Raw genomic sequence first — 24,307 nt, forward strand, 5'->3', positions numbered from 1 at the left:
CCCGCCTCGACCGTCGCCCGGTCGTCAGTGACCGTCGCATCGACGGTGATCGCCGCCGCGTCGTTGGCGCCGGTGAGCGAGATTGAGACATTTGCCTCGCTGAGGGTGCCATTGCCGAGCCGTATCGCGTAGACGAAACTGTCGTTGAGGACTTCACCGGCAGACAGCGTGTTGATGTCCGCGCCGGAGCCCGCGATGCCGCTTCCATCGCTCAGGCGGTACTCGATCTTTCCATTGTTGATCCTGACCCAATTGCCGAGCAGGGTCTTCTCCCAGGCAGATACTCCATTCGCTCCGACGTCTTTCGCAAGAAGCTCATAGTCGGCGGTAATTGGGTTGCCATCACCATCGTCCACGGAGAAGAGGGTCTTTGCATTCCCGCCAAGATCGTTCGACATCACGTCAAGGGTTATGGTTTTTGTGGCCGCATTGTAGAGCTGGAGACTGAGCAGCTGGTCTTCCGTCCAGATATAAGAGTCATCCATCGCCTGTGGCGTATTGGTGAAAGAAGTCGTGCTGCCACCGCCGATGCTTTGCGTACCCATCAAAATACCCCCAATAATACAAAAGAAGTAATGCGACATGAATTCACGACTAATCAAACCGATAAGACATGCGGGTTCGCGTCCGCAGTACCGGTATTGCCGGGAACAACGCCCATTTTTCCAAAATCAGAACCGGAATAATCCCCATCCCTAATAAATTGTTAACATATATACTGTGAAATGGAAGATGATTTTCTTGCGACGGTTAATTTCCCCCGTCTTAGCCACAAACGCGACCCTCCGTCTGCCTCGCCGAACTGTCGCTCTCGAAGCCGCGAGCAACTCATGCGCTAGTCGTCTTGAAGGCCTAGTGGGGGCACCATTTTAGGTCTCAGCCTTATTCATCACGATTGGCGCAACCGAGCCCCGTCGGCGGTCACTTTCACAAACACGGGGTGCAAAGTTGCCCGCCGCTATGGCGGACCTGATTTCGGCGGCCCCACAGACTTCAGTCTCTCGAAGATCCGGGATCGCTCCAGTTCTCTCGGTCGCGCAGACGCATTATCCGTTCTTCCCGGTTACGCTTCTTATCAAGGATCCCTTCCACTCAGATCTTAAGATGGCAAGGTGAGACAACCGAAGCCGTTCATCCACGATCGACACCCACTTTCTTCGGAGGAAGCACTGCATCGCACCGCTCCCGAACCCAAGCAATTGCTGATCTATGACGGCGCGGGTCTAAACGACGTCCTGAACGACAGCATGGTCGGTGACGTGATCCGTTTTGTGAAGCGCCGGAAGGAAAGGAGTCCTAAATCCCGTCACGACGAAGAGATTTCCGGGTCAGGTGCAAACGCCACGAAATTTCCCCCGAAAGCGGCACGACGGTGCTAGTCTTGGTCCCGGCGTTAGTTTTTAGCATTTTCGAGACCATCATCGCGTATGCTAGCGGGCAGCCCATTGAGGTCGACTCCGCCATCTTGAGACTGCGCAAACATGCGGGTCCCGAGCACGGCCTGGAGAGCCCTGTGTTGTTCTGGTGCAGACGTTCTCGATCCATCATGCCGTGCGGTCGTAGGCGTCCGAAAACAACTCGGAATGCCGGTTCCAATCCATGAAGCTGATTGTGCTGGAAACCTCCGGACTGACCAGGACATCTCTACGCCGAGTGCAACGTCCTCCTGTGGACCTCACCACGTCTCAAGACCCGACGGTCAGAAAAGCCTCGAGCGCCGACAACGATGTCCGATCGAACATCAGTGTCGCCGACGCCGCGAGAGAATCGGCGGGGGACATATGAACAACCCCGTCGGGACCGTTCGCGCTCCGGTCAAGTACCATAGTCCTCGATGCCGCATCGCGCGCGTAGTTGGGACTGGGGAATGTTGGCGCCTGAAGGGCCAGTAGCCATGGGTCATAATGCCCTTCCCCTGCCCGCCGCCGGCCGGGCGACATTAATCCTCGTCGCCAGCCGACACTTCGATCTGCTCGCGGACAGCGGAAAGAATCGCGCGCTTGCCTACATGGTTCGCAGGTCCGACAAGCCCTTCCCGCTCCATGCGCTCGACGAGCGAAGCGGCTCGGTTATAGCCGATCTGCAGGCGACGCTGGATGTAGGAGGTCGAGCACTTCTTGTCCCGCAGCACAATCTTGACTGCCTTGTCATAGAGATCGTTGCCGTCTTCCTCGGCCAGCGCGCCCTTGTCGAAGACCGCGCCGTCCTCCTCCACGGCCTCCTCTGCCTCGTCGGCATCCTCGGTGACCGTCCCGAGATATTCCGGGCGCCCCTGCGTCTTCAGGTGCGCAACCACCTTCTCGACCTCCTCATCCGATACGAAGGGGCCATGAACACGCGCAATCCGCCCGCCGCCCACCATGTGCAACATATCCCCCTGCCCCAGCAGATGCTCTGCGCCCTGTTCGCCCAAGATCGTCCGGCTATCGATCTTGGAGGTCACCTGGAAGGAAATGCGGGTCGGGAAATTGGCCTTGATCGTGCCGGTGATGACGTCGACGGACGGGCGTTGCGTCGCCATGATCAGATGGATGCCGGCAGCGCGCGCCATCTGTGCCAGACGCTGGATGGCGCCTTCGATTTCCTTGCCGGCGACCATCATCAGGTCGGCCATCTCGTCGACGATGACGACGATATAGGGCATGGGCGAGAGGTCCATTTCCTCTTGCTCGAAGATTGCCTCGCCAGTCGAGCGGTCGAAGCCGGTCTGGACGGAGCACAGGATCGTCTCACCCTTGGCCCGTGCCGATGCGGCGCGCGCGTTGAAGCCATCGATATTGCGCACGCCGAGCCGTGACATCTTGCGATAGCGGTCTTCCATCTCCCGCACGGCCCATTTCAACGCCATCACGGCCTTTTTCGGATCGGTCACGACGGGCGTCAGCAAATGCGGGATGCCGTCATACACCGACAGCTCGAGCATCTTCGGGTCGACCATGATCAGCCGGCATTCCTCGGGTTTCAGCCGGTAGAGCAAGGAGAGGATCATCGTGTTGATCGCAACCGACTTGCCCGAACCGGTGGTACCAGCGACCAGAAGATGCGGCATCTTGGCAAGTTCTGCCACCACCGGCTCCCCACCGATCGTCTTGCCCAGGCAAAGCGCCAGTTTGAACCGGCTCTCCCCATAGTTTTCGGATTCGATCAGCTCGCGGAAATAGACCGTTTCGCGAACCGGGTTCGGAAGCTCGATGCCGATGACATTGCGGCCGGGCACCACAGCGACACGGGCAGACAAAGCTGACATGGAGCGGGCGATATCGTCCGAAAGGCCGATGACGCGCGAGGATTTCACGCCAGGCGCCGGTTCGAACTCATACAGCGTCACCACAGGACCTGGCCGCACGTCGATGATCTCGCCGCGAATGCCGAAATCCTCCAGCACGCTTTCCAACAGGCCAGCGCTTTGTTCGAGCGCCTCCGGCGTGATGGTCGCCGTTTCCTGAACGGCCGGCTCCTGCAAAAGTGTAACGGGCGGGAAAACATACTCGCCCATTCCGAAACCGGTCGAGGCACCGGCAGCTGGCACAAGGATCTCGGATTTGACCTGCGGAGCCGGTGCTGAAGTTGCCGCCTGCGGTGCGACATCGACAACCGGCTCTATGGGAGCCCGGGGCGCCGGACGGACTGGTTTCACGTCGGCAAGTACCTCCGGCAGCAGTAGCACAGGAGCCTTGGCAAGCGGTCCTGCAACAACGAGCCGTGCCGACGGCGTACCGGTAGATCTGAAGCCGATCTCGCGGTAGAGCGCCGTGACCGAATCCGGCGCGGCATGAAACGCAGGCGGCTGCCAGCGTGCCGTGGGTATCAGCGCATCCATGTCAGCAGCCGTATCCAGGGCACTCCAAAACACTTCATCGGAGACGTCATACAAGGCATGCGGCCCCTTCAGGATTGTGTCGCGGCTCTGCGCATCGTGCTGATCCTCGTCCGTCGGAAAGCAGGCAATGTCGACAGGATCAATCGCGGCAGGCTCAGTCGCCACGCAGACTGGACTTGCATCCGCCCGCAATTCGATCTCCCGCTGCAGGCGCAGCGATAGCAGCTGAATGCCCATTGCCGCCTGCTCGACCCGCACGGCGACGGCAGCCGGTGCAGCCTCTTCAGCACTTTTCGTCGCCACCGTGACGTCCGCCTCTGCCGGCACCGGCTGCTTCTTCGTTTCAGCAGTCGCACGCTTGGAATAGACGCTTTCCGGTGTGCGGGTGAACCGCACGTTGGGCCTGAGTACAAAGGCGCTTTGCCAAACCGGTGCATCGACGCGCCCCTCGATCTCGCTTGCGGCCCTGGCGTCGGTATCGGTTACGGACGTATTTTCCTCGCTGTTCGGATCGACCTGAGAGCCATAGACGCGCCGCTGATGCTCTGTCTTCGCCAGATTTTCCTGGTCTGCGGTTTGCTCTCCCGTGTGATCGAAGGGGTTCGAAAAGTTTGTTCGGGAAAGACGCATGGGGACCTACTCACTCATAATTCACGGGTAATGGGCACACCCTTTTCAATAGAAAATAAAGGTTAATCACCTCTTTCCAGCCTACCTTCCTCCCGGAATTTTCAGCGGTGCCCCAAGCGCCGCGTTGGTCGCAGAGTCCCGTTTCCGGCGCGTCACGGCGGGAGCGACGATAGCCCGCGAACGGTAGCACGTGATCGATGTCGGTGCCAAAGATCGGGCGGCGAAAAAACCGTGAACCCATCGCGCCAGCACCTGCTTGATGCGGGCAAGGCCGCGCCGCAGGAATGGGTAGGAATCGCTGGCGCAAACTATGCTCATGTTCTCCCTCCATGTTTTGGCTTATGCATTCGTGCGGCGAGGTGTTCAATGAGGCGAGATCGACACGCTTTCGCCTGCGACACACAGGCATACTGTGACCCTGACCTCGGCAAATCGTACTGCCGATCCGGGGAACACCAGGCAGAGCGTAAATCGATCAGCCGAGGAGGTGTCGCAGCGCGCTCGACGTCGGCGTGATTAGGTCCAGGCGTAGCGCACGATGTGGAAGAAGACGGGGGCGGCGAAGATGAGGCTGTCGGTGCGGTCAAGCATGCCGCCGTGGCCTTCGATCATGTGTCCCCAGTCCTTGACGCCGCGATCGCGCTTGATGGCGGACGCGACGAGACCCCCAAGAAAACCCATGATGCACGCGATCCCGGCCAGCACACCGGCCTCGAGCGGTGAAAACGGCGTCAGCCAAAAGAGCGAGGAACCGAGCAGCGACGCGGTGGCGATGCCACCGATCAAGCCTTCCCATGTCTTCGAGGGCGAGACGTTGGGCGAAATGCGGTTGCGGCCGAATAGCTTGCCGAAGATATACTGCAGCACGTCGCTGCCCTGCACCGTGGCGATCAGGAACGCGATCAGAAGCAGCCCGCGGCCCTCGTTGCCAGGAATCTCCAGCGTGACCAGGGCCGGGACATGGCTGATACAATAGACCGAGAGCATCAGGCCCCATTGCTGCTCGGAAATCCGTTCAAGGAATCGCGAGGTGTCGCCCCAGAGTGCCGCCAATGCTGGCATGGCGAGGAAACAATACACCGGGATGAAGATCGAATAGAGGCCGTACCAGTTCGTCCAGACCAGATAATATTGCAGCGGGATGACGATGAGGAACATGCCGATCAGCACCCAGTGATCGCTGCGCCGCGTGTGGGTGAGCGTCACATATTCGCGCAGTGCGGCAAAGGAAACCAGCATGAAGAGGATGATGACGCCGCTTCTGCCAAAGACGAAAGCGAGCGAGATGGCGGCGACCATGACCCACCAGGCACGGATGCGAGCATTGAGGTTGACAAGGGTGGAGGAGGCCGGCTTGCTGCTGCGCCAGGTGAGGATGCCGGCGACGAGGCTGGCAGCGCAGAGGACGGCGATCAATCCGATAAACAGCCTGTAGATGTCGGCCATCAGCGCCCTGCTCCATTATTGGTAGGCTTGAGATCGAGGAGCGCCTGGCGGGCGCGGTGAAGGAAAAGCGTGCGATCTTCGCCTGGTTCAACGGCGATCGGCGCGCCGAAAATCACCCGGCAAAGCAGCGGCACCGGTAGGAACATTCCTTTTGGCAGGACCCGCGACATGTTCTCGATCCAGCAGGGCACGAGTTCGACGCCGGGTCGGGCAACGGCGAGATTGTAGAGACCGGAGCGAAAGCGCAGCAGCGGTTCCTCGCTCATGTTGCGCGTGCCTTCGGGAAAGAAGATCAGCGATTGGCCGTCATCCAGCGCCTTCAGCATGATGTCGAGCGGGTCCTGTGTCCGCTCCACCCCATTTCGCTCGACAAGCACGGTGCGCAACAGGTCTTCCGCCATGACGCGGCGAATCCGGTTGCTGCGCCAGTAGTCGGCGCCGGCCACGGCGCGTGTGCGTGCACGTTCCTCGGGTTCGAGGCACGAAGCAAGCAGGATGAAATCGCCGTGGCTGGCATGATTGGCGAAATAGATCCTCTGGTTTCGCGAAGGTTTGGTGCCCAGCCAGATCGGGATAACGCCCGTGATGGCGCGGGCAAGACCGGCCAGGCACGCCCCGGCCAGCGATTGCATCAATGACCTGTAGTCGATGTTCAGCATAACCGCTGCCCGTCGGTCGCATCGAGGAGGAGGATGGCGAAAAGCACAAGACAGACGGCCAGCACGAAACGCTGCCGCCAGACGATGCGACGCGATCCGGCAATCCGTCGATCGAGTCCGCGCGGGGCCGCGTCGGGCGTGCGAAGCCGCATGCGAGACAAGACGTCGTCGATGGCGGCAAGCCCCGCCGCTTCGGTCTCGTGGCTTGACGCAAGGCGAAACAAGAGGGCGTCGAAGAGCAGGTGGATCGTCATTGCGACGACAATAAGCCCGAAGGCGAGCAGGAGGAGCCAGCCGAGCGGTGAAGCAATGCCTTGATACCCTGCCGTGACCGGGCCGAGGATCAGTGGCAAAAGGGCTGTCACCCCGCACAAGATCGCGTTGCGGCCGAGATTGCGTGCAGCCGCAGAGGTTGTCCTCTTCCACTGCGTCATTGCAGGCCCTCCGTCACGGCATGGATGGTTTCCACGGGCAGATGAATACGGCGACCCGTCCGCTCGATCAGCCGCAATGCCTCGGCTGGATTGTCGCAGCGTCGGCTGACGAGCAGCCAGTGCGCCACGACGCATGCGCTGCGCTGGAAGCCCAGCGCACAGCAGACGAGGACCGGTCCCTGTGGGCGCAGAGCCTCGACGAGGTTCGCCGCTGCCCGGGTCTGGGCCTGGTCGGGGGCCGTCAGATCAAGCGTGGGGAAGCTGTGCCAGCGCGCGACCGTGCCGCGCGGGCGCTGGAGTTCGCCGGTCATGTCGATCACGGCTGCAAAACGGTTGGCCTCGCGGCGATGCGGAAAACGGCCGAGATGGACGCCGTCGGCGATCACCACCGATGCCGGCATCCGCCGGGTCCAGAGCCAGCTGTTGATGAGTGCACCGAGGCGGTAGGGCGCCAGCAGCCAGCGGCCGGCAAGCGTGGCGCGGCCGCCGGCCCGCTTCTGGAATATCTGCGGGCCGGCACCAAAATAGCCGACAGCAACGATTGCCAGGGCAATGGCCGGCCACAGAAGCAGGAGTGCCGCGGCCGAGATAGGCGTGCAGAGCGCCGTAAGGCAAAGACAGGCGATGGCACCGCACAGATAATAGATGCCGAGACGGCGTGATTTTGGATCGCCGGTCGCTGCGAAATTCGCCAGAGGCGAACCGGCATCACGCGGCCAGAGCCAGGCGGCAAACAGGCCGAGCAGCATGCCGGTCGGGATGTCGATGACATGATGCTGCCACGTGGTCAGCACAGAGGCGCCGATCAGGAAGCACCAGGCGTGCCAGAAAAGCCGCGCCTTCCGCGGCAGCCGGCCGCGCAGATGGTCCCAGATGACCACCAGAAGCGCGATATGCAGCGACGGTGCCTGGTTGAACGGCTTGTCGAAGCCGCCGAGAACGGCGAACATGAAGCCGGGCAGGCCGCTCGTTTCCGGCCGCACAAAGATCGCTTCAAGCGGAAACGCGGTAAAGCAGGCGACGGCAACGAGCTGGATCGTCAGATAACGCCTGGCGAGCATATCGACATCGCGCGGCGTCGTGTTGATGAACAGGCAGAGCGCATAGAACAGATTGATCGACCAGTACGGAATGATCGTCCATCCGAGAAAGGGAATGGCGCTTTCCCAGGCGAAGGCGACATTCGGCACGTTGGCGCGTTGCGATGCCAGCCAGTTGGCGCCGCCATAGCTCAGATAGAAGAACGGTGCCAGGAAGGCGAGCCAGAGCGCCGCCCGCTTCAGGACCGGCGCTGCCGGGGAAAGTGTAGAACGTGCCTGCGCCACTCGCTTCGCCCTCAGGCTCTCTGCGCCAGCGAGACGGTGAAAATGCCCCATTGGTCGATGCGCTGTTCGATCTTGCGGAAACCGGCTGCGGCGACCAGCTGGTCCATTTCCTCCTGCGTCCGCCGCCGCATCACCCAGGGCTCGCCGCCGCGGTGGGAGGTCAGCGCGCGGGCGATCATCTCGAGTTGGGGATGCCATGGCTGGTTGGTGTAGATAAGCAGACCACCGGGCTGCATGGCGCGGGCGATCCCATTCAGTGAGGCGGCGATCATCGCATTGTCGGAAAACAGCTCATAAAGGCCGGAGACGATCGCAAGATCCGGGGCCGGCGTGATCGCTGCCAGCCCATCGCCGTCGAAGGCATCCTGCTGGCGGAAGCTCACGAAATCACCCAGTCCACGCTCGGCGATGCTCTTGCGGCCGGCATCGACATTGATGGAGGAATAGTCCTGCAACCGCGCACTACCGGGCCGCACGGCCGCAGTCTCGATGGCATCAAGGACATAGCGACCGTGCCCGGCCGCTATGTCGAGCATGTGGGTGCTGCGGCCGGCTGCTTCCAGGCGCTGCAGCGCCCGGTCGATCAGTTCCTGCAGGTGCAGCTTGCGCTGCCGGATGCCGCGCCAGCCGATCGCCTCGAGGAACACCTTGTCGATCAAGCGACCGACGGGACCGAGCCCGCGCGGTTTGTTCTCGTAGACGTAGTCGAGCGTCGAGCCGGAATCAAAGCCTGTCTCGACCCCGGTCTTAATGCCTTCCGACACCAGGGCGCCGATCTTGATGTTGAGACGACTGAGCGCCCAGTAGATTCCGCGTGGCGACGTCAAGTCCAGCGGGCTGGCGAGCCGGTCGGCCTCGTCCTTCGTATAACCCTGGACATGGGCGGTCCGAAGGTCGAGGGTCGCCAGGGGCTCGGCGAAACGCGCTTCGATAAAAAGGCGGGCCTCGGCGAGCGCAAGCGCCCGGTCCTTTTCCCCAAGCGTGTCGTGGTAGAAGCCGGCAAGCACATGTCGCTCCTTGATGCGACTGCCGAGATTTTCGTAAAACCGGTGCTGCGGCGCGTGCCGCACCACCCAGTCGCTGCCGGAGATCAGCAGCTGGGTCGGGACGGTGATGGCGGGGGCGTCGCCGACGACGCGATCTGCCGCCTCGTAAAGCTGCAACAGGATGTTGGAGGCAATCGGCCGGGTGATCAGCGGGTCGGATTCGAACGAGGCGATGCGCTCGGCATCATGGGTCAGGAACCTCGCCTTGACGTAGGAATTGACGAAGAACGTTCCCTTTATCTTTTGCCAGAGCGCGATGCCTTGTTTGGCAAATGGCACGTACAGCTTGACGCTGAAGGCCGGCGAGGCCAGCACGAGCGCCCGGATCGGCGGCGCATAGTCGTGCACCCAGGTGGCGGCAAGGACCGCGCCGACGCTCTGCGCGATGACGGCAATGTTTTCGACGGCAGTGCCGCTTGTCTCGCTGACATGGCGCACGAAGCAATCGAGATCCCGCGCCGAGGCGGCAAAAGAGGGAGAATAGCCGCGCTCTCCGGGCGAGCGCCCGTGGCCACGCGCATCCCAGGCGTAGAAGGAAAAATCATCGAGGCCGAGCTCGGTGGCAAGATGGGCGACACGGCCGCTATGCTCGTGGCCGCGATGGAGAAGAATGATCGCGCCCTTCGGTGCAGCTCTCGTCGAAGGCCACGACCGATAGAAGAGCCGAGTGCCGTCATGCGAGGCGAATTCGGATTCATGCATTGATCTGGCCGTCGGGCGCCCACTATCCGCAGTTTGCAGCACGGTCTTCTCCAAATTCCGGTTGGCGGGATGACTTGCAATCCTTGGAGGGAATAGTGAGTTGTTTTCATTGCAAAAGTCTAGGTGCAAAGTTAAGTCTTTGCGAGACCCGATGTGAATTTTGTGGCCTCCCCCACACATAGGACGATCTGCAGTTCGAGCTAATCTGGGATAGACGGTTCGGATGCCAGGGTAATACACCGAGGTAGTATGTCCGTTTATCAATTGAAGACCCGCTTCCAGACTATTCTTCGCCCTCTGGTACGCTTCCTCGCGGCACGCGGTGTCACCGCCAATCAGGTCACGCTTCTGGCCGCCGTCGTCTCGGTTGCCCTCGGCCTTTTCCTGAGCCTCGCCCCTTATCCGCATTGGTTCCTGCTGGTACCGATATGGTTTCTCCTGCGCATGGGCCTCAATGCCATTGACGGCATGCTCGCGCGCGAGCATGGACAGAAGAGCCTTCTCGGCGCGTATTTGAACGAGATCAGCGACATCATATCCGATGCCGCCCTTTATTTGCCGTTTGCACTCATCGATCAGACCGGGATGTTGCCAGCGCTGGCTGTCATCTTCCTTTCGACACTGACGGAATTTGCCGGAGTTTTGGGCCAGGCGGTCGGCGCGAGCCGGCGATACGACGGGCCGCTTGGCAAGAGCGACCGAGCGGTGCTCTTCGGCGCGATCGGCGTCTTCGTCGCGCTCGGCGGTACGTTTGCAGCATGGACCCCGTGGTTTTGGGCGGCGGTGGCCCTGCTTCTCCTGTGGACGATCGTCAATCGTGTCAGAGCGGGCATTCGCGAGGCTCAGACGTCCGCCGCATAGACCGTGGATCGCCGGCGAGCGACCATATCCCCCAGGGAGCACCTTCTCGACTGGCGGCGGTTCAAGGCTCGTCCGTCTTTCCGCGTCGCCGAGACACAGTTCGTCCTGAGCGTTGCTCTCTCCAAACGAGCAAAATCAGAGGAGACGCGTCAACCTGTATGCCGTTGACTGCGAAACACCACATAGACGTACGACGGATCTGGCGCTTTCGAACGCGGCGCAGTTGGACCGCTCAAGCGTCGCCATCCTCCAGAATTGCCGGCTTTCTGGGAAGCGACAGCTTCCCAGAAACGATCAGGGCCAGACTTGGCTGAACGCGTTGCCCTTCCGCGACGGAGAGCGCATCTACCCCGTCATCCAGCGTGACTGGCAACATACTGGCAACATCGAACCCGAATTGGCGGCTTCAATAAAGGCCGCCTACTCTGCCGAGTTGAGCGCCACTTTCAGTGTTGCTCTCCTGCAACAAATTCTGCGTAACCTTCTGCAATTCGAAATTGTGGACTTGCCGATGGCCTGGTCTCGTGTAACCTAACGCCCACTCGCAATTCAAATCAGAGGAGGCGTCAATGCAATCAATTCTCGTGTTTACGCGCCTCTCTGGCGGAGCGGCTGTCATGGCATCGATGCGATGTGCATCCCGTCCAGGCCGATATTGATCCCTAGGCGCATAAGCCCCGGATCTGCCGATTGGTATTTTCCCATTTGACCTGACGTGACCGGAGAGCGGAGCGACTGTTCGTGTTCCGCGCCCGGACGTTTCCTAACCTACAAAAGAGGACCTGGCCGCAGTGTTGCGCCGGGACAGTAGACATGCGCGAAGCACAATCTTTAGCTAGTGATACCCTTGCGGCAACGGTTGATGACCTGTGCCAGAAGTTCGGTGCCTGGAAGACCACGCATGCATTGATGCGGGCCGTCTGGAGGCATCGTCAAATGAAGAACCATATCTCCAGCCTGTCAAACCGGATGCGCCGTGACATCGGCCTGCCGGAGGATAGCTCCCCGGAATCCAGGTTTTCCGTTTGGGACATCCGCTTGTAATCCGGGAGGGCCAATTGGTCGATCTCCCGCGGCTCCTGCCGCGGGAGATCAATCGTCCTTTGTCAGCTCCAGGCATGAAGTGGCGGCTTTTCTCCGTTGAGAAAATATTTGCCCAGAATGGCATACTTCCAGCGCACCGGATCGTGGAGCGGACCGGTCCGGCGTTGCGTCAATGCCGGTCGAGCCCGTGCTCGGAGAGCGTCGAACGAGTGCCGGCCAGTTCGAACAGCTTATTGGTGGCCGCGATCGCGATCGTTGTCGAAAGGATCTTGGCTTCGGCAGTGACGATCTGCGCTTCGGCGAGGGTATCGGCACTCGGGTTGGCGACCGCCCGGTCGACGGCATAGCCAGCTTTTCCAGAAGCGCCTGTGCTGTGTGCAGGCGCAGCGCCAGATCACCGATCGCCTGGATCGTGTAAGGATCATCCCACGCATTCGACGCCCGAGTCCAGCCAGGCGCGGCTCTTGGTGCGCACGAACTTGACAGTCTCGTCGATTGCCGCCTGGGCGATGCCGGTGCCAACCGCAACCTGGATTATCTGCAAGATCGCGCCGTCTGCGGTCGGTACCTCGTAGCCTTTGTAGCCTGGCACCAGATGCGTCTTCGGCACCTTGACGTTGTTGAGCAGGACCGTACCCGACAACGTCGTGCGCTGGCCGAAGAACACCAGTCGTCAATCACCGTCAGGCCCGGCGTATCGCTTTCCGCGATGGCGTACCAGGCACGGCCCGCGTCGTCGAGCGCTACGATCAGCACAAGTGCGCGAGCAGCGCGCCGGAGGAATAAAACTTCTGGCCGTTAACGATCACGTGGCCGCCCGCATCAGTGCAGCGCGTATCAAAATCCACGGCCCGCTTCGATCCGAACTCCGAAAAGGCGTTGCCGAACCGCAGTTCGGGGCCCAGAAAGAGCATGATGAGGGCGCCGAGCACGATGCGCTGGGTCATGTCGAGCAAGCCCGAATCGAAGATGTCGCCGAACAGGAACGCGCCGAGCCGCGACAGCAGCAGCGGAAAGACGACGATCAAGGCCGCACCAAAAAAGGCGCCCCGAATCGAGGCGAGGCCGCCGATGATGACAATCTAGAACGACCGGTCGAGGTTGAAGCCGGCCGGCTCCACGGTGCGAAGACAGGCGAAGGCAAACAGCACACGGCGACGCCAATGATGAAGAAGGAGATCGCGAGGGCGAGAATCTTCCCCGTCTAGCTTACGCACTGATCGGCCATTGACCACCGAGACGGTTTGCAGCGACAGGCACTCGGACGCCCCTTCCAAGCCCCTCGGGTCTTAGAACGTTTGACAACAGCAAACAGTTGCCGGATCGTGGCGTTTGGCTGTGAAGGTTCATGCCTGTAGCGCTTTGGTTGCGGCATTGTCCACCAATGACGTCCGTTGCAGCCTCGTAGAGTGCCCTAGACGCCATGCATAATTGAGCAAATCGGGAGGGTAACGTGAGCGACCATGTCTACAAGAAAGTGGAACTTATCGGCAGTTCAAAGGTCTCGCTGACCGAAGCGATCGAGACGGCGATTTCGCGAGCCTCGAAAACCATGAGGAACCTCGAGTGGTTCGAAGTTGACCAGATCCGGGGTCACATTAAGGATGGAGCGGTTGCGCACTATCAGGTGGTCGTGAAGGTTGGATTTCGCATTGACGACTGATGCTGTGAGCAAGGCTTCAGCGCCGTGCTAAATCGGCCTTCGAAAAGACGCAGACGTCGCGGCCGAGGACAGTGGCGTCGGGAGCCGAATGCCGCCCGGCGCGCGTCGTCTCGACGCAGTTGAGATCTATTCCTAATCGGAAGGGCGAAGAGTATCGGCACGCGCTCACGCTCAGGGCCGAAAATAAGAGGAAAGGCGCTGCGGTCTTCCGCATGCGGCAAGAACCTTGGAATTTGCGGCGTCGACAATGCGGGAACTGGGCCGAAAGCACGGTTGCAGAGCGTCAGGGATTGCTAGTCGTCTGAATCCGTTGAAGGCGGCAAGAGTGAAGCGACGTGCTTGAAGAAGCAAAGGCGTCGGAGAGCCCCAACGCCCTTGCTGACGCCCTCTTCTACGCGCCGCTGTTGACAGGCTGCCGGTGTGCAAGACCATCTTTGAAGCCTCATAGAAGCTTCGCCGTGCCGCCCACAGCCCACGGCCTTGGCGAATTGAATCAAGCTCCTTCATTCTCGAGGTTCATTGGCTCCAAAACCTTTTCCCGAAACTGGCGGAGCTGATCGATCGCGCAAGGCAAGCCGTCGCCTGGGAGTTAATCGGATCCTGAAGCCTGTTTGCGTCATCCGGCATTTGCTCACGCACGACCGCTCGCATTGCAGCAATCGTTCAATTCAGGCGTACGGATGACGCATTCCGCCTGCTGTGCGACGCATATGCCATCTTTTTTCCGGAACATTCGCTCCATTATCCCGCCATCCCCCCCTCGATCACAGATTGGCAAACAACGATGAATATCGCGCAGATGCAGGAACAGCGACTGAGGGCACTCGAATTGACTGGATCGGGCGCGCCCAGGCGGCCGTCCAACCCGTTTTTCGGCGTTGGCCCAATCACCGATGCGACCACCGACGAAGTGGACAGCCGCCTGCGGAGCGCCGCCTTCCACACGTGGATCGAGAAGACCTATCGCAAGTTCGATGACCAGGGCAACGACATCGGCGGCTTTACGACTGCCGAGATTTCCCGAAGCATGCACCGCGGCTATCCCGCCGACAAAATCCTGACCGACATGATGCGGGCGATTCATCGCTATTTCGGCTTTCCGAAGACGAACCGCATGGCAGTGGGACTCGGCGGCGGCCACAGTGGCTATACGGTCTGCGTCCAGCACCTGATGAACGCCAACGACGCGACCCAGCACTTCTATGTCGACACACCCCGACCAGAGAGTGATCCCTCCAGGGCCGCCGGTTTCTTCCGCCAGTCGTGGGCGACCCAGTTGATCGAGATGCAGCGCTTCGCCGAAAGGGGCTGCGAGAGCCGCATTCATTTTGCCGCTTCCGAAGGCGTGATCCCGACGGCAACAGCGCTCTCCGCCCTGGGCGTTTCGATCTTTGTCGGTGTTGGCCACGAAACGACCGGGGCCAATGCCTATACGAGCCGCGAGATTCACGAACTTCTGAATTGGATAGATGGCGATCCGGTAAAACGCCATGCGGTATTCGATGCCACCTCGATGCTCGGTGCCATGCCGTGGGAGCCCGAACTGGTCGCGGCGGTCATGGCGAAGTGCTGCCTTTTCATGCCGTTCCAGAAGGCGATCGGCGGGGTTTCTGGGTATTTTGTCGCCTCGTTCACGCCCCATGCGCTGGCATTGATCGAGAAAAACCAACAGGATCCCGCCTGGGCGATCCCACGCCAGCTGAAGATCGCGCCGCCGATCGATCCAAAGCAGCCACTTTCGGCCAAGCGCTCCGTCGATGCCGGGCCCTTCTACGATGCCGGCGAAGACCGCATGCTTGGCGGGGTCATCAACACCTACAGTGCACTCGCCTTTGCGGAGACCACCTTCGGCCTCTTGCAGTCGGAGGCTCGGGTCGGCTCCATTGTTGAGCTCAACCGTCGCTCAGGCACCAATCGCAAAGTGATCGACGAGTGGGTCAAGTCGCATCCGCTTCTGTCGCTAACCGTCACCGACGCAGAGCGGCGCGGTGCGGCGGTAACACTCCTGAAGGTCGAAGATGACGACGTCGCCGATCCCCACATCCACGCCCGCATCATCGCGCGTTCGAAACAACTGCTCGGCTATGAGGGCATTACCCATCCGAGCGGCGAATACGAACCCGGCCTCGACGCGGCCCGCTACGTTAATGCATTCCCGGGTACACCCGGCGACTACCGCGCCTGGGTTGGTGGAATCCGAGATCCGGAAGATGTCGTCGCACTACTGGAAAATCTTCAATACGCCTACCTGCGCGCCAAGATCGTCGTCCTGGAAGAGGAGCTGGCAAAGGAGGGCGTTACGTTCGAGCCGCCTACCAACGCCGTTGCAGCGGTCCGCAAGGACGACCCGGCGCACGCCTATACGGTGCTGATCGCCGACCTTGTCGGCCTGCGCTTCGACGCGGGCGGTCAGCCGGATCACCGCGAGATCAAGGCCTACATCGAGGAAAAGGGTGGCATCTTCCACCTCGGGCCGCTCGGCGACCGATCGGCGCTCGAAAAGGGCCACGTGCACTTCTACTATCAGCCCGACCTGAGCACAGAGGCGGAGATCCTGCCGCAGACCGACAAGGGCCAGTACGACGCACTGATCGCGGCGGCGACCTTCATCCCGAAGGCCTCAGTATTCCCGCTCGGAGGGGTGCGCATCGGTACCGGCACCGGCAACATGGGTTCGGCCTCCTGGGGTGGCGGCAATGGTGAGGGCGGCAACGCGCCGCTGATGAATACGCCGGGGATCAACAGCCGCGCGACCGCTCAAATGGCGATGAAGGCGATCTTGAGGGTCGTTCCCGATCTGCCGGTCGATAAGCTGCATCGGATGGTGTCCGAGGGCGACTTCGATACAGGCCGCCAGCTCAAGGATTTTCCGACGGCCAAGCTGGAGGGCCGGAAAATCGCCATTCTCGGCTACGGCAATATCGGCCGTGAAGTCGCCAAGCTCGCCAAGGCATTCGGAATGAGAGTGACGATCTACGCCCGCCGGCATCACCAGCGATGGATCGAGGCGGAAGGCTTTGATTATGCGGCGAGTCCGGTTGAAGCTGCAACAGGCGCCGATGTGCTCTCCGTTCATATCGGTCTCGGTCGCCTGGACGGGACCACCGGCGTCTACTCCAACGCCGGCACCGTTGATGCCAAGGTGCTCGGCGTGATGAACGACGGCGCGATGCTGGTCAACTATGACAGGGGTGAGGTCGTCGATGCCGCCGCGCTCGACGAGGCGCTGTTGTCGGGCAAGATCGCCCACGCGGCGATCGATGCCGACCTCTTCAAGGATGCCGCGACCGGCAAGCTCAGCGGACCGATGCTTCCTTACCTGCCGCTCGAAGAGCGCCACAAGGGCAGGCTGGAATTGCTGCCGCATGCCGCCGCCGACACCGACCATCCCTCCCGGGTAACCGGCGCGAAGCATGCCGTGGATCAGATCTTTGAAGTTATCCGCTTCAAGTCGGTGACCAATCTCAAGGGCGACCTGCCGGAGGGTTACGTGTCAGCGGGCAGCCGCACGCCGGCTGGCATTGGCAGAGTGACGAAGCGAGCCGTCGCTGAGGTCGCCGACAGGCCAGGGATTCTCGACGAACTGCAGCAGACCTCGAAAAAGGTCGTCGCGATCCTGGGTGGGCTTTCGGCCGTTTCCGACCCGGGCCATCGCAACCGGATCATCGATCGCTACACCCCCATGCTCGTTGAAAGTGTCGCCCGGCAGCGGGCGCTGCTCGACCAACTCGGGCTCTACGGGCCGGCCGAGGGCTGAGATTTGCTGCCGCATGCTGATGGCGGCCGACCCGGCACTGGCGATTCGCACTCTTGCCGATCGCCGGTTTCCTGGCCGACCGGTTCCACCGCAAGAACATGCTGACCATCGGAACCGCGCCCTTTGCGCTTTTCGGCTGCCTGCCGGCGGTGCTGAACGATCTCAACAGCGTTCTCATCGCTCGCCTCGTCTTCGGCTGTGTCGAGGCTGTCATCATGACCTGCTGCACGACATTGATCGCGGACTACAGCAACGGCGAGGAACGGTCGAAATGCCCGATCGCCAGGTGGTTACGATTGGGATCTTCGGATCGATCTTCTTCGTCATCGGCGCCGCCGTCGGCGAAACCTCCTGGCGCTAAAGGGCTGTGGTGCGCGCTTGCGCTCGACCGCCACCTTGATCTATTTTTTCGGGGTGACACGATAACCGAATGCTGTAAGCTGCCCCTGCAAAGGCGTCGTTCCAATTCCATGGGCGACGCGCCTAACGATTTGAAAAAATTGCATCTTTCAGACCACTGCAGCTTGGCCAAACCCGTGTCCCGACTGCCCGTAATAGTTTGATGTCCGGCAAGGCTTGGCCACCTGCGCTCTCCAGGAACCGCCCCGCGCGCCCGCGCGGGATTGATCCGCACCACGCGCTTCAGGGAACTTACAGATGGCACGACACTGGCTCATTCCGGCGATACTGCTTTTTTCGACGGCTCTTTCCGCAACCTCTCCGTTAGCACAACAACAACAGAAGCCCGCTGTCACGGTCGCCAAGCCGGTCGTCCGCGACGTCGTCGACGTCGATGAATTCATCGGCCGCTTCGAGGCCGTCGATGAGGTGACCATCCGCTCGCGGATCGGCGGTTATCTCGACCAGGTGGATTTCACCGACGGTGCCATGGTGAAGAAGGGCGACCAGCTCTTCGTCATCGACCAGCGCCCCTTCAAGACTGCGCTCGACGTCGCCACGTCATCGCTCGAGGTTGCGAAATCCACGCTGGTCTTCGCCGAAGCGGAATTCAAGCGCACGGAGTCGCTGGTGCAGAAAGGCACGCTTCCAATCTCGACGCTCGACGACCGCCGCCGCGAGCTGCGGTCGGCACAGGCAAACCTGCGCGGCGCGGAGGCAAGCCTTGCCAGGGCCGAGCTCGATCTCGAATATACCAAGATCATTGCTCCGCTGGCCGGCCGTATCGACCGCCGGCTGGTTTCGGTCGGCAATCTCGTGCAGGCCGACCAGACCGCGCTGACGACGATCGTCTCGCTCGATCCGATCGACTTCTACTTCGACGTCGACGAACGCCGATTGCTCAACTATGCCCGCCAGGCGCGCGAGCACGGCAGCAACCTGCAGGAGGGCGGCGGGTCGCTCGACGTCTATGTAACCATCGCTGATTCCAGCGAAAAACCATTCAAGGGCAAGCTCGACTTCGCCGAAAACCGCGTCGACCAGGAAACCGGCACGATGCGGATTCGCGCCCGGTTCGACAATCCGGATTTCGTGCTGCAGCCGGGCCTTTTCGGGCGCGTCGAGGTCAGCGCGTCCAACACCTACACAGGCATCCTCGTTCCGGACGACGCGATCGGCTCCGACCAGGACCAGCGCGTCGTCTATGTCGTTGCCGAGGACGGCAGCTTTACCACGAAACCGGTGCGGCTTGGGCCGAGGCTCTACGGCTACCGCGTTATTCGCGAGGGCATGACCGGTGACGAGACCATCGTTGTCAACGGGCTGACACGGCTGAGGCCCGGTGTCGTCGTCGATGGGAAGTTGGTCACCCTGCCGCCCGAAGCCGCATCGACGGAGAATGGCCAATGAAATTTGCCCATTTCTTCGTTGACCGGCCGATTTTCGCGTCGGTCCTGTCGATCGTCCTCTTGATCGTCGGCGGCATCGCCTATTTCCAGTTGCCGGTTGCCCAGTATCCGGAAATCGCACCACCGACCATCGTCATCCGCACGGCCTATCCCGGTGCCGACGCCGAGACGATCGCCAACACGGTCTCGACCCCGCTCGAGCAGGAAATCAACGGTGTCGAGGACATGCTTTATATGTCCTCCTATTCGACCGCCGATGGCTCGATGGCGCTGACGGTGACGTTCAAGCTCGGCACCGACCTCGATAAGGCTCAGGTGCTGGTCCAGAACCGCGTCTCGATCGCGGAGCCCCGGCTGCCGGAAGAGGTCCGCCGCATCGGCGTCACCACGGCAAAAAGCTCGCCCGATCTGATGATGGTCGTGCATCTCCTGTCGCCGAACGACCGCTATGACCAGCTCTATGTCTCCAACTATGCCCGTACCCGCGCCCGTGACCTTCTGGTGCGCCTCGATGGTGTCGGCGACGTCATCCTGTTCGGCGAGCGCGAATTTGCCCTGCGCATCTGGCTCGACCCGGAAAAGCTCGCCTCCTACGGCATGACCTCCGGCGACGTCGTGCAGGCGCTGCGCGACCAGAACGTCCAGGTTTCCGGCGGTTCGATCGGCGGACCGCCGACTGCAGGCACCAACGCGTTCCAGTACACGGTGACGACCGAAGGTCGCTTCAGCGATGCCCGCCAGTTCCGCTACGTCATCGTCAAGGCGACGGCAAGCGGTCGTCTCGTGCAGCTGCAGGATGTTGCCCGGATCGAACTCGGCGCCAAGGATTACGTCACCAACAGCTATCTGAACGGCAAGGCCGCCGTCGCCATGGGCATCTTTTCGCGCCCCGGCACAAACGCGCTCGACGCGGCCGATCAGATCAAGGCGACGATGGAAAAACTGTCCAGGGATTTCCCGCCAGGCCTCGAATACACCATCGTCTACAATCCGACCGAGTTCATCTCGGAATCGATCAACGAGGTCTACAAGACCATCCTCGAGGCCGCCATTCTCGTTGCCATCGTCGTGCTGGTCTTCCTGCAGTCCTGGCGCACGGCACTGATCCCGATCATCGCCATTCCCGTCTCGCTGATCGGCACCTTCGCGCTGCTCTTGGCCTTCGGCTTCTCGCTCAACATGCTGACGCTGTTCGGCCTGGTGCTGGCGATCGGCATCGTCGTCGACGATGCGATCGTCGTCGTCGAAAATGTCGAGCGCAATCTGGCCAAAGGCATGACGCCGAAACTCGCAGCGCATGTGACGATGGACGAGGTCGGCACAGCAGTCATCGCCATTTCGCTCGTGCTGATCGCCGTCTTTGTGCCGACGGCCTTCATTCCCGGCATTTCAGGGCAGTTCTACCTGCAGTTCGCCGTCACCATCTCGGTGGCAACGGCAATCTCGGCGCTCAACTCGCTGACGCTTTCGCCGGCGCTTGCGGCACTTATCCTGCGTCCGCATCGGGAACACCACGAAACGCGCAACCCGTTCACGCGGATCGGCCGCGGCCTTGCCAACGGTTTCAACAATGGTTTCGACCGGATGACCCACGGATACTCCTGGGTCGTCCGCCACCTCGTTACGACGAAGATCGCGCTTGGCGCCAGCCTGCTTGTCTTTTTCGCACTGCTGGCGGGCACCTGGTACATGGCGCAGATCGTGCCGCGCGGCTTCGTGCCGACCATGGACCAGGGGTATGCGATCGTCGTCGTGCAACTGCCGGACGGCGCCTCGCTTGCCCGCACCGATGCGGTGGTAAAGAGGGCGACGGAAATGATCCGCGAGGTGCCGGGCATCAAGGATGCCGTCGCCTTCGCCGGTTTCAATGGCGCGACCTTCACCAATGCATCGAATTCTGGCGTTATTTTCACGCCCTTCGAAAGCTTCGAGGAGCGTCTGAAACACGGGCAAAGCGCTAACCAGATCATCGGCCAGCTCTACGGCACGATGCAGGCGATCCAGGAGGCCTTCATCATTGCCGTGCCGCCCCCGTCGATCCGCGGCATCGGCAATTCCGGCGGGTTCAAGATGCAGATCGTCGACCGCGAGAGCTCCGACATGCGCCGCGCGCTCGGGGTTGCCTATCAGATGATGGGCGCCGCCAGCCAGACGGAAGGGCTGACGGGCGTCTTCACCACCTTCTCAGCCTCCAGCCCGCAATATTTCCTGGCGGTCGACCGCGACAAGGCGCGGGCGCTGAACGTACCGATCCCCAACATCTTCGAGACGCTGTCGATCAACCTCGGCACATCCTATGTCAACGATTTCAATGCTTTCGGCCGCGTCTATCAGGTGCGGGCCCAGGCAGACCAGCAGTACCGGCTGGAGCGCGAGGACATCCTCGACCTCAAGGTCCGCTCGGCCACCGGCGCCCTCGTGCCGCTTGGAACGCTGGTCGATATCCGAGATACGACCGGGCCGGCACTCGTCCAACGCTACAACATGTATGTGTCCGTGCCCCTCCAGGGCAATCCTGCGCCCGGCGTCTCGACCGGGACCGCGCTCGACAAGATGGAGGCACTGGCGGCCCAGATGCTGCCGCCGGGCACCGCCTTCGAATGGACCGATCTCGCCTTCCAAGAGCGCAATACCGGCAATACGGCGATCTTCATCTTCGCGCTGTCGGTCATCTTCGTGTTCCTGGCGCTGTCGGCCCAGTATGAAAGCTGGATCCTGCCGCTGGCGATCATCCTAGTCGTGCCGATGGCGGTCCTCGCCGCTCTGGTCGGCGTGCATCTCAGGGGCCTGGACAACAACATCCTGACGCAGATCGGGCTGATCGTCCTGATCGGGCTTGCGGCGAAGAACGCCATCCTGATCGTCGAGTTCGCGCGGCAGGCGCAGGACGATGGAATGAACCCGGTCAACGCCGCGATCGAGGCGAGCCGGCTCAGGCTGCGGCCGATCCTGATGACGGCCTTCGCCTTCATCCTCGGCGTCGTACCTTTGATGATCGCCACCGGACCGGGTGCGGAAATGCGCCAGTCGCTCGGCACCGCCGTCTTCTCCGGCATGCTCGGCGTCACCATCCTCGGGCTGTTCCTGACGCCGGTCTTCTACGTCGCGCTGCGGTCTTTCCGCTACAAGCCGAAAGAGAAGCCCGTTGCACCGGAAGCCGGCATGATCTGAGCAGCGACAGACCGGGCGGCCCCTGCCCGGCCATCGCCATCCGACCGACCAGCGCGTTCGTGTCGAGGAGCGTTACACTTCACCGCGCGTCAGCGCCATGATGGCGTCGGTGCTCAGTCCTTTTCCGGCATCGCCGCGCAGCGCGCCGAAGCGCCTTGCCGGCCGTTTTTCGTCCGCCCGCGTGAGGACCACGGTGCCGTCTGCAGCCCACTGGAATTCGACCCGCGTTCCCGGCACCAGGCCGAGGAAGTCCCGCACCGGTTTCGGAATGGTCACCTGTCCCTTCGCCGTCACTGTCGCGCTCATCGTTCACCTCGGTAAGATTGTGCGAATTGAGCTATTGCATCGAGCGCTCGACTTCAAGGAGAGACCTCGGCGAGGGCTTTCGAACACCCATCCATAAGCGCTAAGGTCCAAGCGAATCGAGACCAGCTTGGAGGCAGCGCGGCGCATCGCATGCCGCGTTTCGTGCATGAAGAGGGACCGGAACCATGACCGTCATCGAGGATCTCATTGCTGCACTCGGCGCAGACAAGGTGCTCACCGGCGAAAGCATCGGCGAACGCTACCGCAGCGACGCCAGCATGACCGGCAGGTTCCTTCCGCTGGCCGTCCTGCGCCCCTCGAGCGTTGAAGATGTCTCGATAGCCCTCAAGATCTGCGACCGCCACCGCCAGCCCGTCGTGCCCCAGGGCGGTCTCACCGGCCTTGCCGGCGGCGCCAACGCGCGCAGCGGCGACATCGCCCTGTCGCTGGAACACCTGTCGGGCATCGAGCAGATCGACACCGCCGCAGCGACCATGACGGTGCTAGCCGGCACGCCGCTGGAAGTCGCCCAGCGCGCCGCCGAAGAGCGGGGCTTCCTGGTGCCGATCGATCTCGGTGCCCGCGGCAGCTGTCAGATCGGCGGCAACCTCGCCACTAATGCCGGCGGCATCCGTGTCATCCGCCATGGCGTCACCCGTGACAATGTTCTGGGTCTCGAAGCCGTCCTCGCTGACGGCACGGTGCTCTCCTCACTCAACCGGATGACCAAGAACAACACAGGCTATGACCTGCGCCAGCTCTTCATTGGATCGGAGGGTACGCTCGGCATCATCACCCGCGTCGTCCTGCGCCTGCGCCCCCTGCCCACCGCCCGTCTGACCGCGCTCTGCGCGCTCGAAACCTATGGCGATGTCGTTTCCCTGCTCAACTCCGCCCAGCGCGATCTTCCCGGCCTTTCCGCGTTCGAGGCCATGTGGGAAAGCTATTTCCGCTTCAACGCCGAGGCCCTGAAGCTCGCTTTCTTCGACAGGACGCCTCCCTTCACGGTCATCATCGAAGAGGACGTCGCCGGCAGCGACGTGGACAGGGAACGCTTCGAAGCCTTCCTCGGCAAGGCGTTCGAAGACGGCCTGCTCGCCGACGCGCTGATTGCCCAGTCGGAGAAGGAGGCACGCGCCTTCTGGTCGGTGCGCGAAGGCCATCTGATGGACCAGTTGCTGCCGGGCCTCGTCAATCTGGACGTGAGCGTGCCGATCGGCCAGCTCGGCGATTTCGCCGTCGACTGCGAGACGGCATTACGCACCCGCTTTCCCGCCGCCCATGTCTCCTTCTTCGGCCATGTCGGCGACAGCAACCTTCACGTGGCCGTCTGGATCGACGCGGCCGGCGAGCATGATCTGCACGAAATCGATGCGATCGCCTACGCCCTCGTTCGACAATACCAGGGCTCGATTTCCGCCGAGCATGGCATCGGTACCTTGAAACGCGATTTCCTTGATCATTCGCGCAGCGAAGCCGAAATCAACGTCATGCGCCGCATCAAGGCGGCCCTCGATCCAAACGCCATCCTCAACCCTGCAAAGGTCATTCCGCCGGAGGCCTGAGCCCTCGCGCGGCGCACGCACCGTCAAAAATCATCCCCGCAGTTTCCTCTGCTTGCGCTCGGCAGGTCTC

Annotated in this window: 18 protein-coding genes and 3 pseudogenes; 10 read left to right on the plus strand and 11 right to left on the minus strand. The window is 61.6% G+C overall.

Annotation, left to right across the window (positions count from 1 at the left end):
• A partial coding sequence (locus A3AY_RS36725; RefSeq protein WP_245275978.1) for a VCBS domain-containing protein occupies nucleotides 1-584 on the minus strand: 584 nt, incomplete at its 3' end.
• A 433-nt stretch (nucleotides 585-1,017) separates the two neighbouring features.
• Between A3AY_RS36725 and A3AY_RS40955 the strand changes: the two are divergent.
• Nucleotides 1,018-1,379: pseudogene (locus A3AY_RS40955) on the plus strand (hypothetical protein); the annotation flags it as partial.
• Between the two features lie 560 nt (nucleotides 1,380-1,939).
• Here A3AY_RS40955 and A3AY_RS0131955 read toward each other — a convergent pair.
• From A3AY_RS0131955 to A3AY_RS0131980, 7 genes are all read right to left on the minus strand, one after another.
• Complete coding sequence (locus tag A3AY_RS0131955; protein ID WP_018329735.1) at nucleotides 1,940-4,450, minus strand: DNA translocase FtsK; 2,511 nt, start codon at nucleotides 4,448-4,450, stop codon at nucleotides 1,940-1,942.
• 81 nt (nucleotides 4,451-4,531) lie between these two features.
• Nucleotides 4,532-4,768, minus strand: coding sequence for a hypothetical protein (locus tag A3AY_RS39525; protein ID WP_154663363.1), 237 nt, complete (start codon nucleotides 4,766-4,768; stop codon nucleotides 4,532-4,534).
• Between the two features lie 198 nt (nucleotides 4,769-4,966).
• A complete protein-coding gene (locus A3AY_RS0131960) occupies nucleotides 4,967-5,896 on the minus strand; it encodes a phosphatidate cytidylyltransferase (protein ID WP_018329736.1) in 930 nt (309 codons plus the stop codon).
• Nucleotides 5,896-6,555 (minus strand): lysophospholipid acyltransferase family protein, encoded by a 660-nt coding sequence (locus A3AY_RS0131965; protein ID WP_018329737.1) that lies wholly within the window; start codon nucleotides 6,553-6,555, stop codon nucleotides 5,896-5,898. The genes A3AY_RS0131960 and A3AY_RS0131965 overlap by 1 nt, the downstream gene beginning before the upstream one ends.
• Complete coding sequence (locus tag A3AY_RS0131970; RefSeq protein ID WP_018329738.1) at nucleotides 6,549-6,989, minus strand: hypothetical protein; 441 nt, start codon at nucleotides 6,987-6,989, stop codon at nucleotides 6,549-6,551. The genes A3AY_RS0131965 and A3AY_RS0131970 overlap by 7 nt, the downstream gene beginning before the upstream one ends.
• Nucleotides 6,986-8,314, minus strand: a complete 1,329-nt coding sequence (locus A3AY_RS0131975) for a phosphatase PAP2/dual specificity phosphatase family protein (RefSeq protein ID WP_018329739.1) — start codon at nucleotides 8,312-8,314, stop codon at nucleotides 6,986-6,988. The genes A3AY_RS0131970 and A3AY_RS0131975 overlap by 4 nt, the downstream gene beginning before the upstream one ends.
• Before the next feature lie 11 nt (nucleotides 8,315-8,325).
• On the minus strand, nucleotides 8,326-10,104 hold the full coding sequence (locus A3AY_RS0131980) for a bifunctional alpha/beta hydrolase/class I SAM-dependent methyltransferase (RefSeq protein ID WP_026204042.1): 1,779 nt from the start codon (nucleotides 10,102-10,104) through the stop codon (nucleotides 8,326-8,328).
• 207 nt (nucleotides 10,105-10,311) lie between these two features.
• Between A3AY_RS0131980 and A3AY_RS0131985 the strand changes: the two genes are divergently transcribed.
• From A3AY_RS0131985 to A3AY_RS0131995, 3 genes are all read left to right on the plus strand, one after another.
• Entirely contained in the window at nucleotides 10,312-10,923 is a 612-nt protein-coding gene (locus A3AY_RS0131985; protein WP_018329741.1) for a CDP-alcohol phosphatidyltransferase family protein, read from the plus strand.
• Between the two features lie 223 nt (nucleotides 10,924-11,146).
• Nucleotides 11,147-11,458, plus strand: coding sequence for a hypothetical protein (locus tag A3AY_RS0131990; protein ID WP_154663364.1), 312 nt, complete (start codon nucleotides 11,147-11,149; stop codon nucleotides 11,456-11,458).
• 278 nt (nucleotides 11,459-11,736) lie between these two features.
• Nucleotides 11,737-11,967 (plus strand): hypothetical protein, encoded by a 231-nt coding sequence (locus A3AY_RS0131995; protein ID WP_026204043.1) that lies wholly within the window; start codon nucleotides 11,737-11,739, stop codon nucleotides 11,965-11,967.
• Nucleotides 11,968-12,029: 62 nt separating this feature from the next.
• Here A3AY_RS0131995 and A3AY_RS36730 read toward each other — a convergent pair.
• Together A3AY_RS36730 and A3AY_RS39530 are read right to left on the minus strand one after the other, a co-directional pair.
• A pseudogene (locus A3AY_RS36730) lies at nucleotides 12,030-12,857 on the minus strand (acyl-CoA dehydrogenase family protein); the annotation flags it as partial.
• Between the two features lie 12 nt (nucleotides 12,858-12,869).
• A pseudogene (locus A3AY_RS39530) lies at nucleotides 12,870-13,165 on the minus strand (branched-chain amino acid ABC transporter permease); the annotation flags it as partial.
• A gap of 255 nt (nucleotides 13,166-13,420) precedes the next feature.
• On the opposite strand from A3AY_RS39530, the gene A3AY_RS0132015 reads away from it, so the two are divergent.
• From A3AY_RS0132015 to A3AY_RS0132035, 5 genes are all read left to right on the plus strand, one after another.
• Nucleotides 13,421-13,630 carry a dodecin gene (locus A3AY_RS0132015; protein ID WP_018329745.1) on the plus strand — a complete coding sequence of 70 codons (210 nt, stop codon included), beginning with the start codon at nucleotides 13,421-13,423 and terminating at the stop codon, nucleotides 13,628-13,630.
• A gap of 784 nt (nucleotides 13,631-14,414) precedes the next feature.
• Nucleotides 14,415-17,387: an NAD(P)-dependent oxidoreductase gene (locus A3AY_RS0132020; RefSeq protein WP_018329746.1), complete on the plus strand. Its 2,973-nt coding sequence runs from the start codon at nucleotides 14,415-14,417 to the stop codon at nucleotides 17,385-17,387.
• A 53-nt stretch (nucleotides 17,388-17,440) separates the two neighbouring features.
• Entirely contained in the window at nucleotides 17,441-17,950 is a 510-nt protein-coding gene (locus A3AY_RS40225; RefSeq protein WP_210163044.1) for an MFS transporter, read from the plus strand.
• A gap of 94 nt (nucleotides 17,951-18,044) precedes the next feature.
• Nucleotides 18,045-19,196, plus strand: coding sequence for an efflux RND transporter periplasmic adaptor subunit (locus A3AY_RS0132030; RefSeq protein ID WP_018329748.1), 1,152 nt, complete (start codon nucleotides 18,045-18,047; stop codon nucleotides 19,194-19,196).
• On the plus strand, nucleotides 19,193-22,366 hold the full coding sequence (locus A3AY_RS0132035) for an efflux RND transporter permease subunit (protein WP_018329749.1): 3,174 nt from the start codon (nucleotides 19,193-19,195) through the stop codon (nucleotides 22,364-22,366). Before A3AY_RS0132030 ends, A3AY_RS0132035 begins: the two co-directional genes overlap by 4 nt.
• Before the next feature lie 72 nt (nucleotides 22,367-22,438).
• Here A3AY_RS0132035 and A3AY_RS0132040 read toward each other — a convergent pair whose 3' ends face one another.
• On the minus strand, nucleotides 22,439-22,672 hold the full coding sequence (locus tag A3AY_RS0132040) for an AbrB/MazE/SpoVT family DNA-binding domain-containing protein (RefSeq protein ID WP_018329750.1): 234 nt from the start codon (nucleotides 22,670-22,672) through the stop codon (nucleotides 22,439-22,441).
• A 185-nt stretch (nucleotides 22,673-22,857) separates the two neighbouring features.
• On the opposite strand from A3AY_RS0132040, the gene A3AY_RS0132045 reads away from it, so the two are divergent.
• Complete coding sequence (locus tag A3AY_RS0132045) at nucleotides 22,858-24,237, plus strand: FAD-binding oxidoreductase (RefSeq protein WP_018329751.1); 1,380 nt, start codon at nucleotides 22,858-22,860, stop codon at nucleotides 24,235-24,237.
• Nucleotides 24,238-24,307: the final 70 nt, after the last annotated feature.

This window comes from Rhizobium giardinii bv. giardinii H152 (genome assembly GCF_000379605.1).
GTDB lineage: Bacteria > Pseudomonadota > Alphaproteobacteria > Rhizobiales > Rhizobiaceae > Pararhizobium > Pararhizobium giardinii.

Excerpts from the sequence above, each read along its gene's own strand:
- A3AY_RS0132045 (WP_018329751.1), top strand. The coding sequence starts at position 22,858 with ATGACCGTCATCGAGGATCTCATTGCTGCACTCGGCGCAGACAAGGTG.
- A3AY_RS0132020 (WP_018329746.1), top strand. The coding sequence starts at position 14,415 with ATGAATATCGCGCAGATGCAGGAACAGCGACTGAGGGCACTCGAATTG.
- A3AY_RS0131985 (WP_018329741.1), top strand. The coding sequence starts at position 10,312 with ATGTCCGTTTATCAATTGAAGACCCGCTTCCAGACTATTCTTCGCCCT.
- A3AY_RS0131955 (WP_018329735.1), bottom strand. The coding sequence starts at position 4,450 with ATGCGTCTTTCCCGAACAAACTTTTCGAACCCCTTCGATCACACGGGA.
- A3AY_RS39525 (WP_154663363.1), bottom strand. The coding sequence starts at position 4,768 with ATGAGCATAGTTTGCGCCAGCGATTCCTACCCATTCCTGCGGCGCGGC.
- A3AY_RS0131995 (WP_026204043.1), top strand. The coding sequence starts at position 11,737 with ATGCGCGAAGCACAATCTTTAGCTAGTGATACCCTTGCGGCAACGGTT.
- A3AY_RS0132040 (WP_018329750.1), bottom strand. The coding sequence starts at position 22,672 with ATGAGCGCGACAGTGACGGCGAAGGGACAGGTGACCATTCCGAAACCG.
- A3AY_RS0131970 (WP_018329738.1), bottom strand. The coding sequence starts at position 6,989 with ATGACGCAGTGGAAGAGGACAACCTCTGCGGCTGCACGCAATCTCGGC.
- A3AY_RS0131960 (WP_018329736.1), bottom strand. The coding sequence starts at position 5,896 with ATGGCCGACATCTACAGGCTGTTTATCGGATTGATCGCCGTCCTCTGC.
- A3AY_RS0131965 (WP_018329737.1), bottom strand. The coding sequence starts at position 6,555 with ATGCTGAACATCGACTACAGGTCATTGATGCAATCGCTGGCCGGGGCG.
- A3AY_RS0132030 (WP_018329748.1), top strand. The coding sequence starts at position 18,045 with ATGGCACGACACTGGCTCATTCCGGCGATACTGCTTTTTTCGACGGCT.
- A3AY_RS0132035 (WP_018329749.1), top strand. The coding sequence starts at position 19,193 with ATGAAATTTGCCCATTTCTTCGTTGACCGGCCGATTTTCGCGTCGGTC.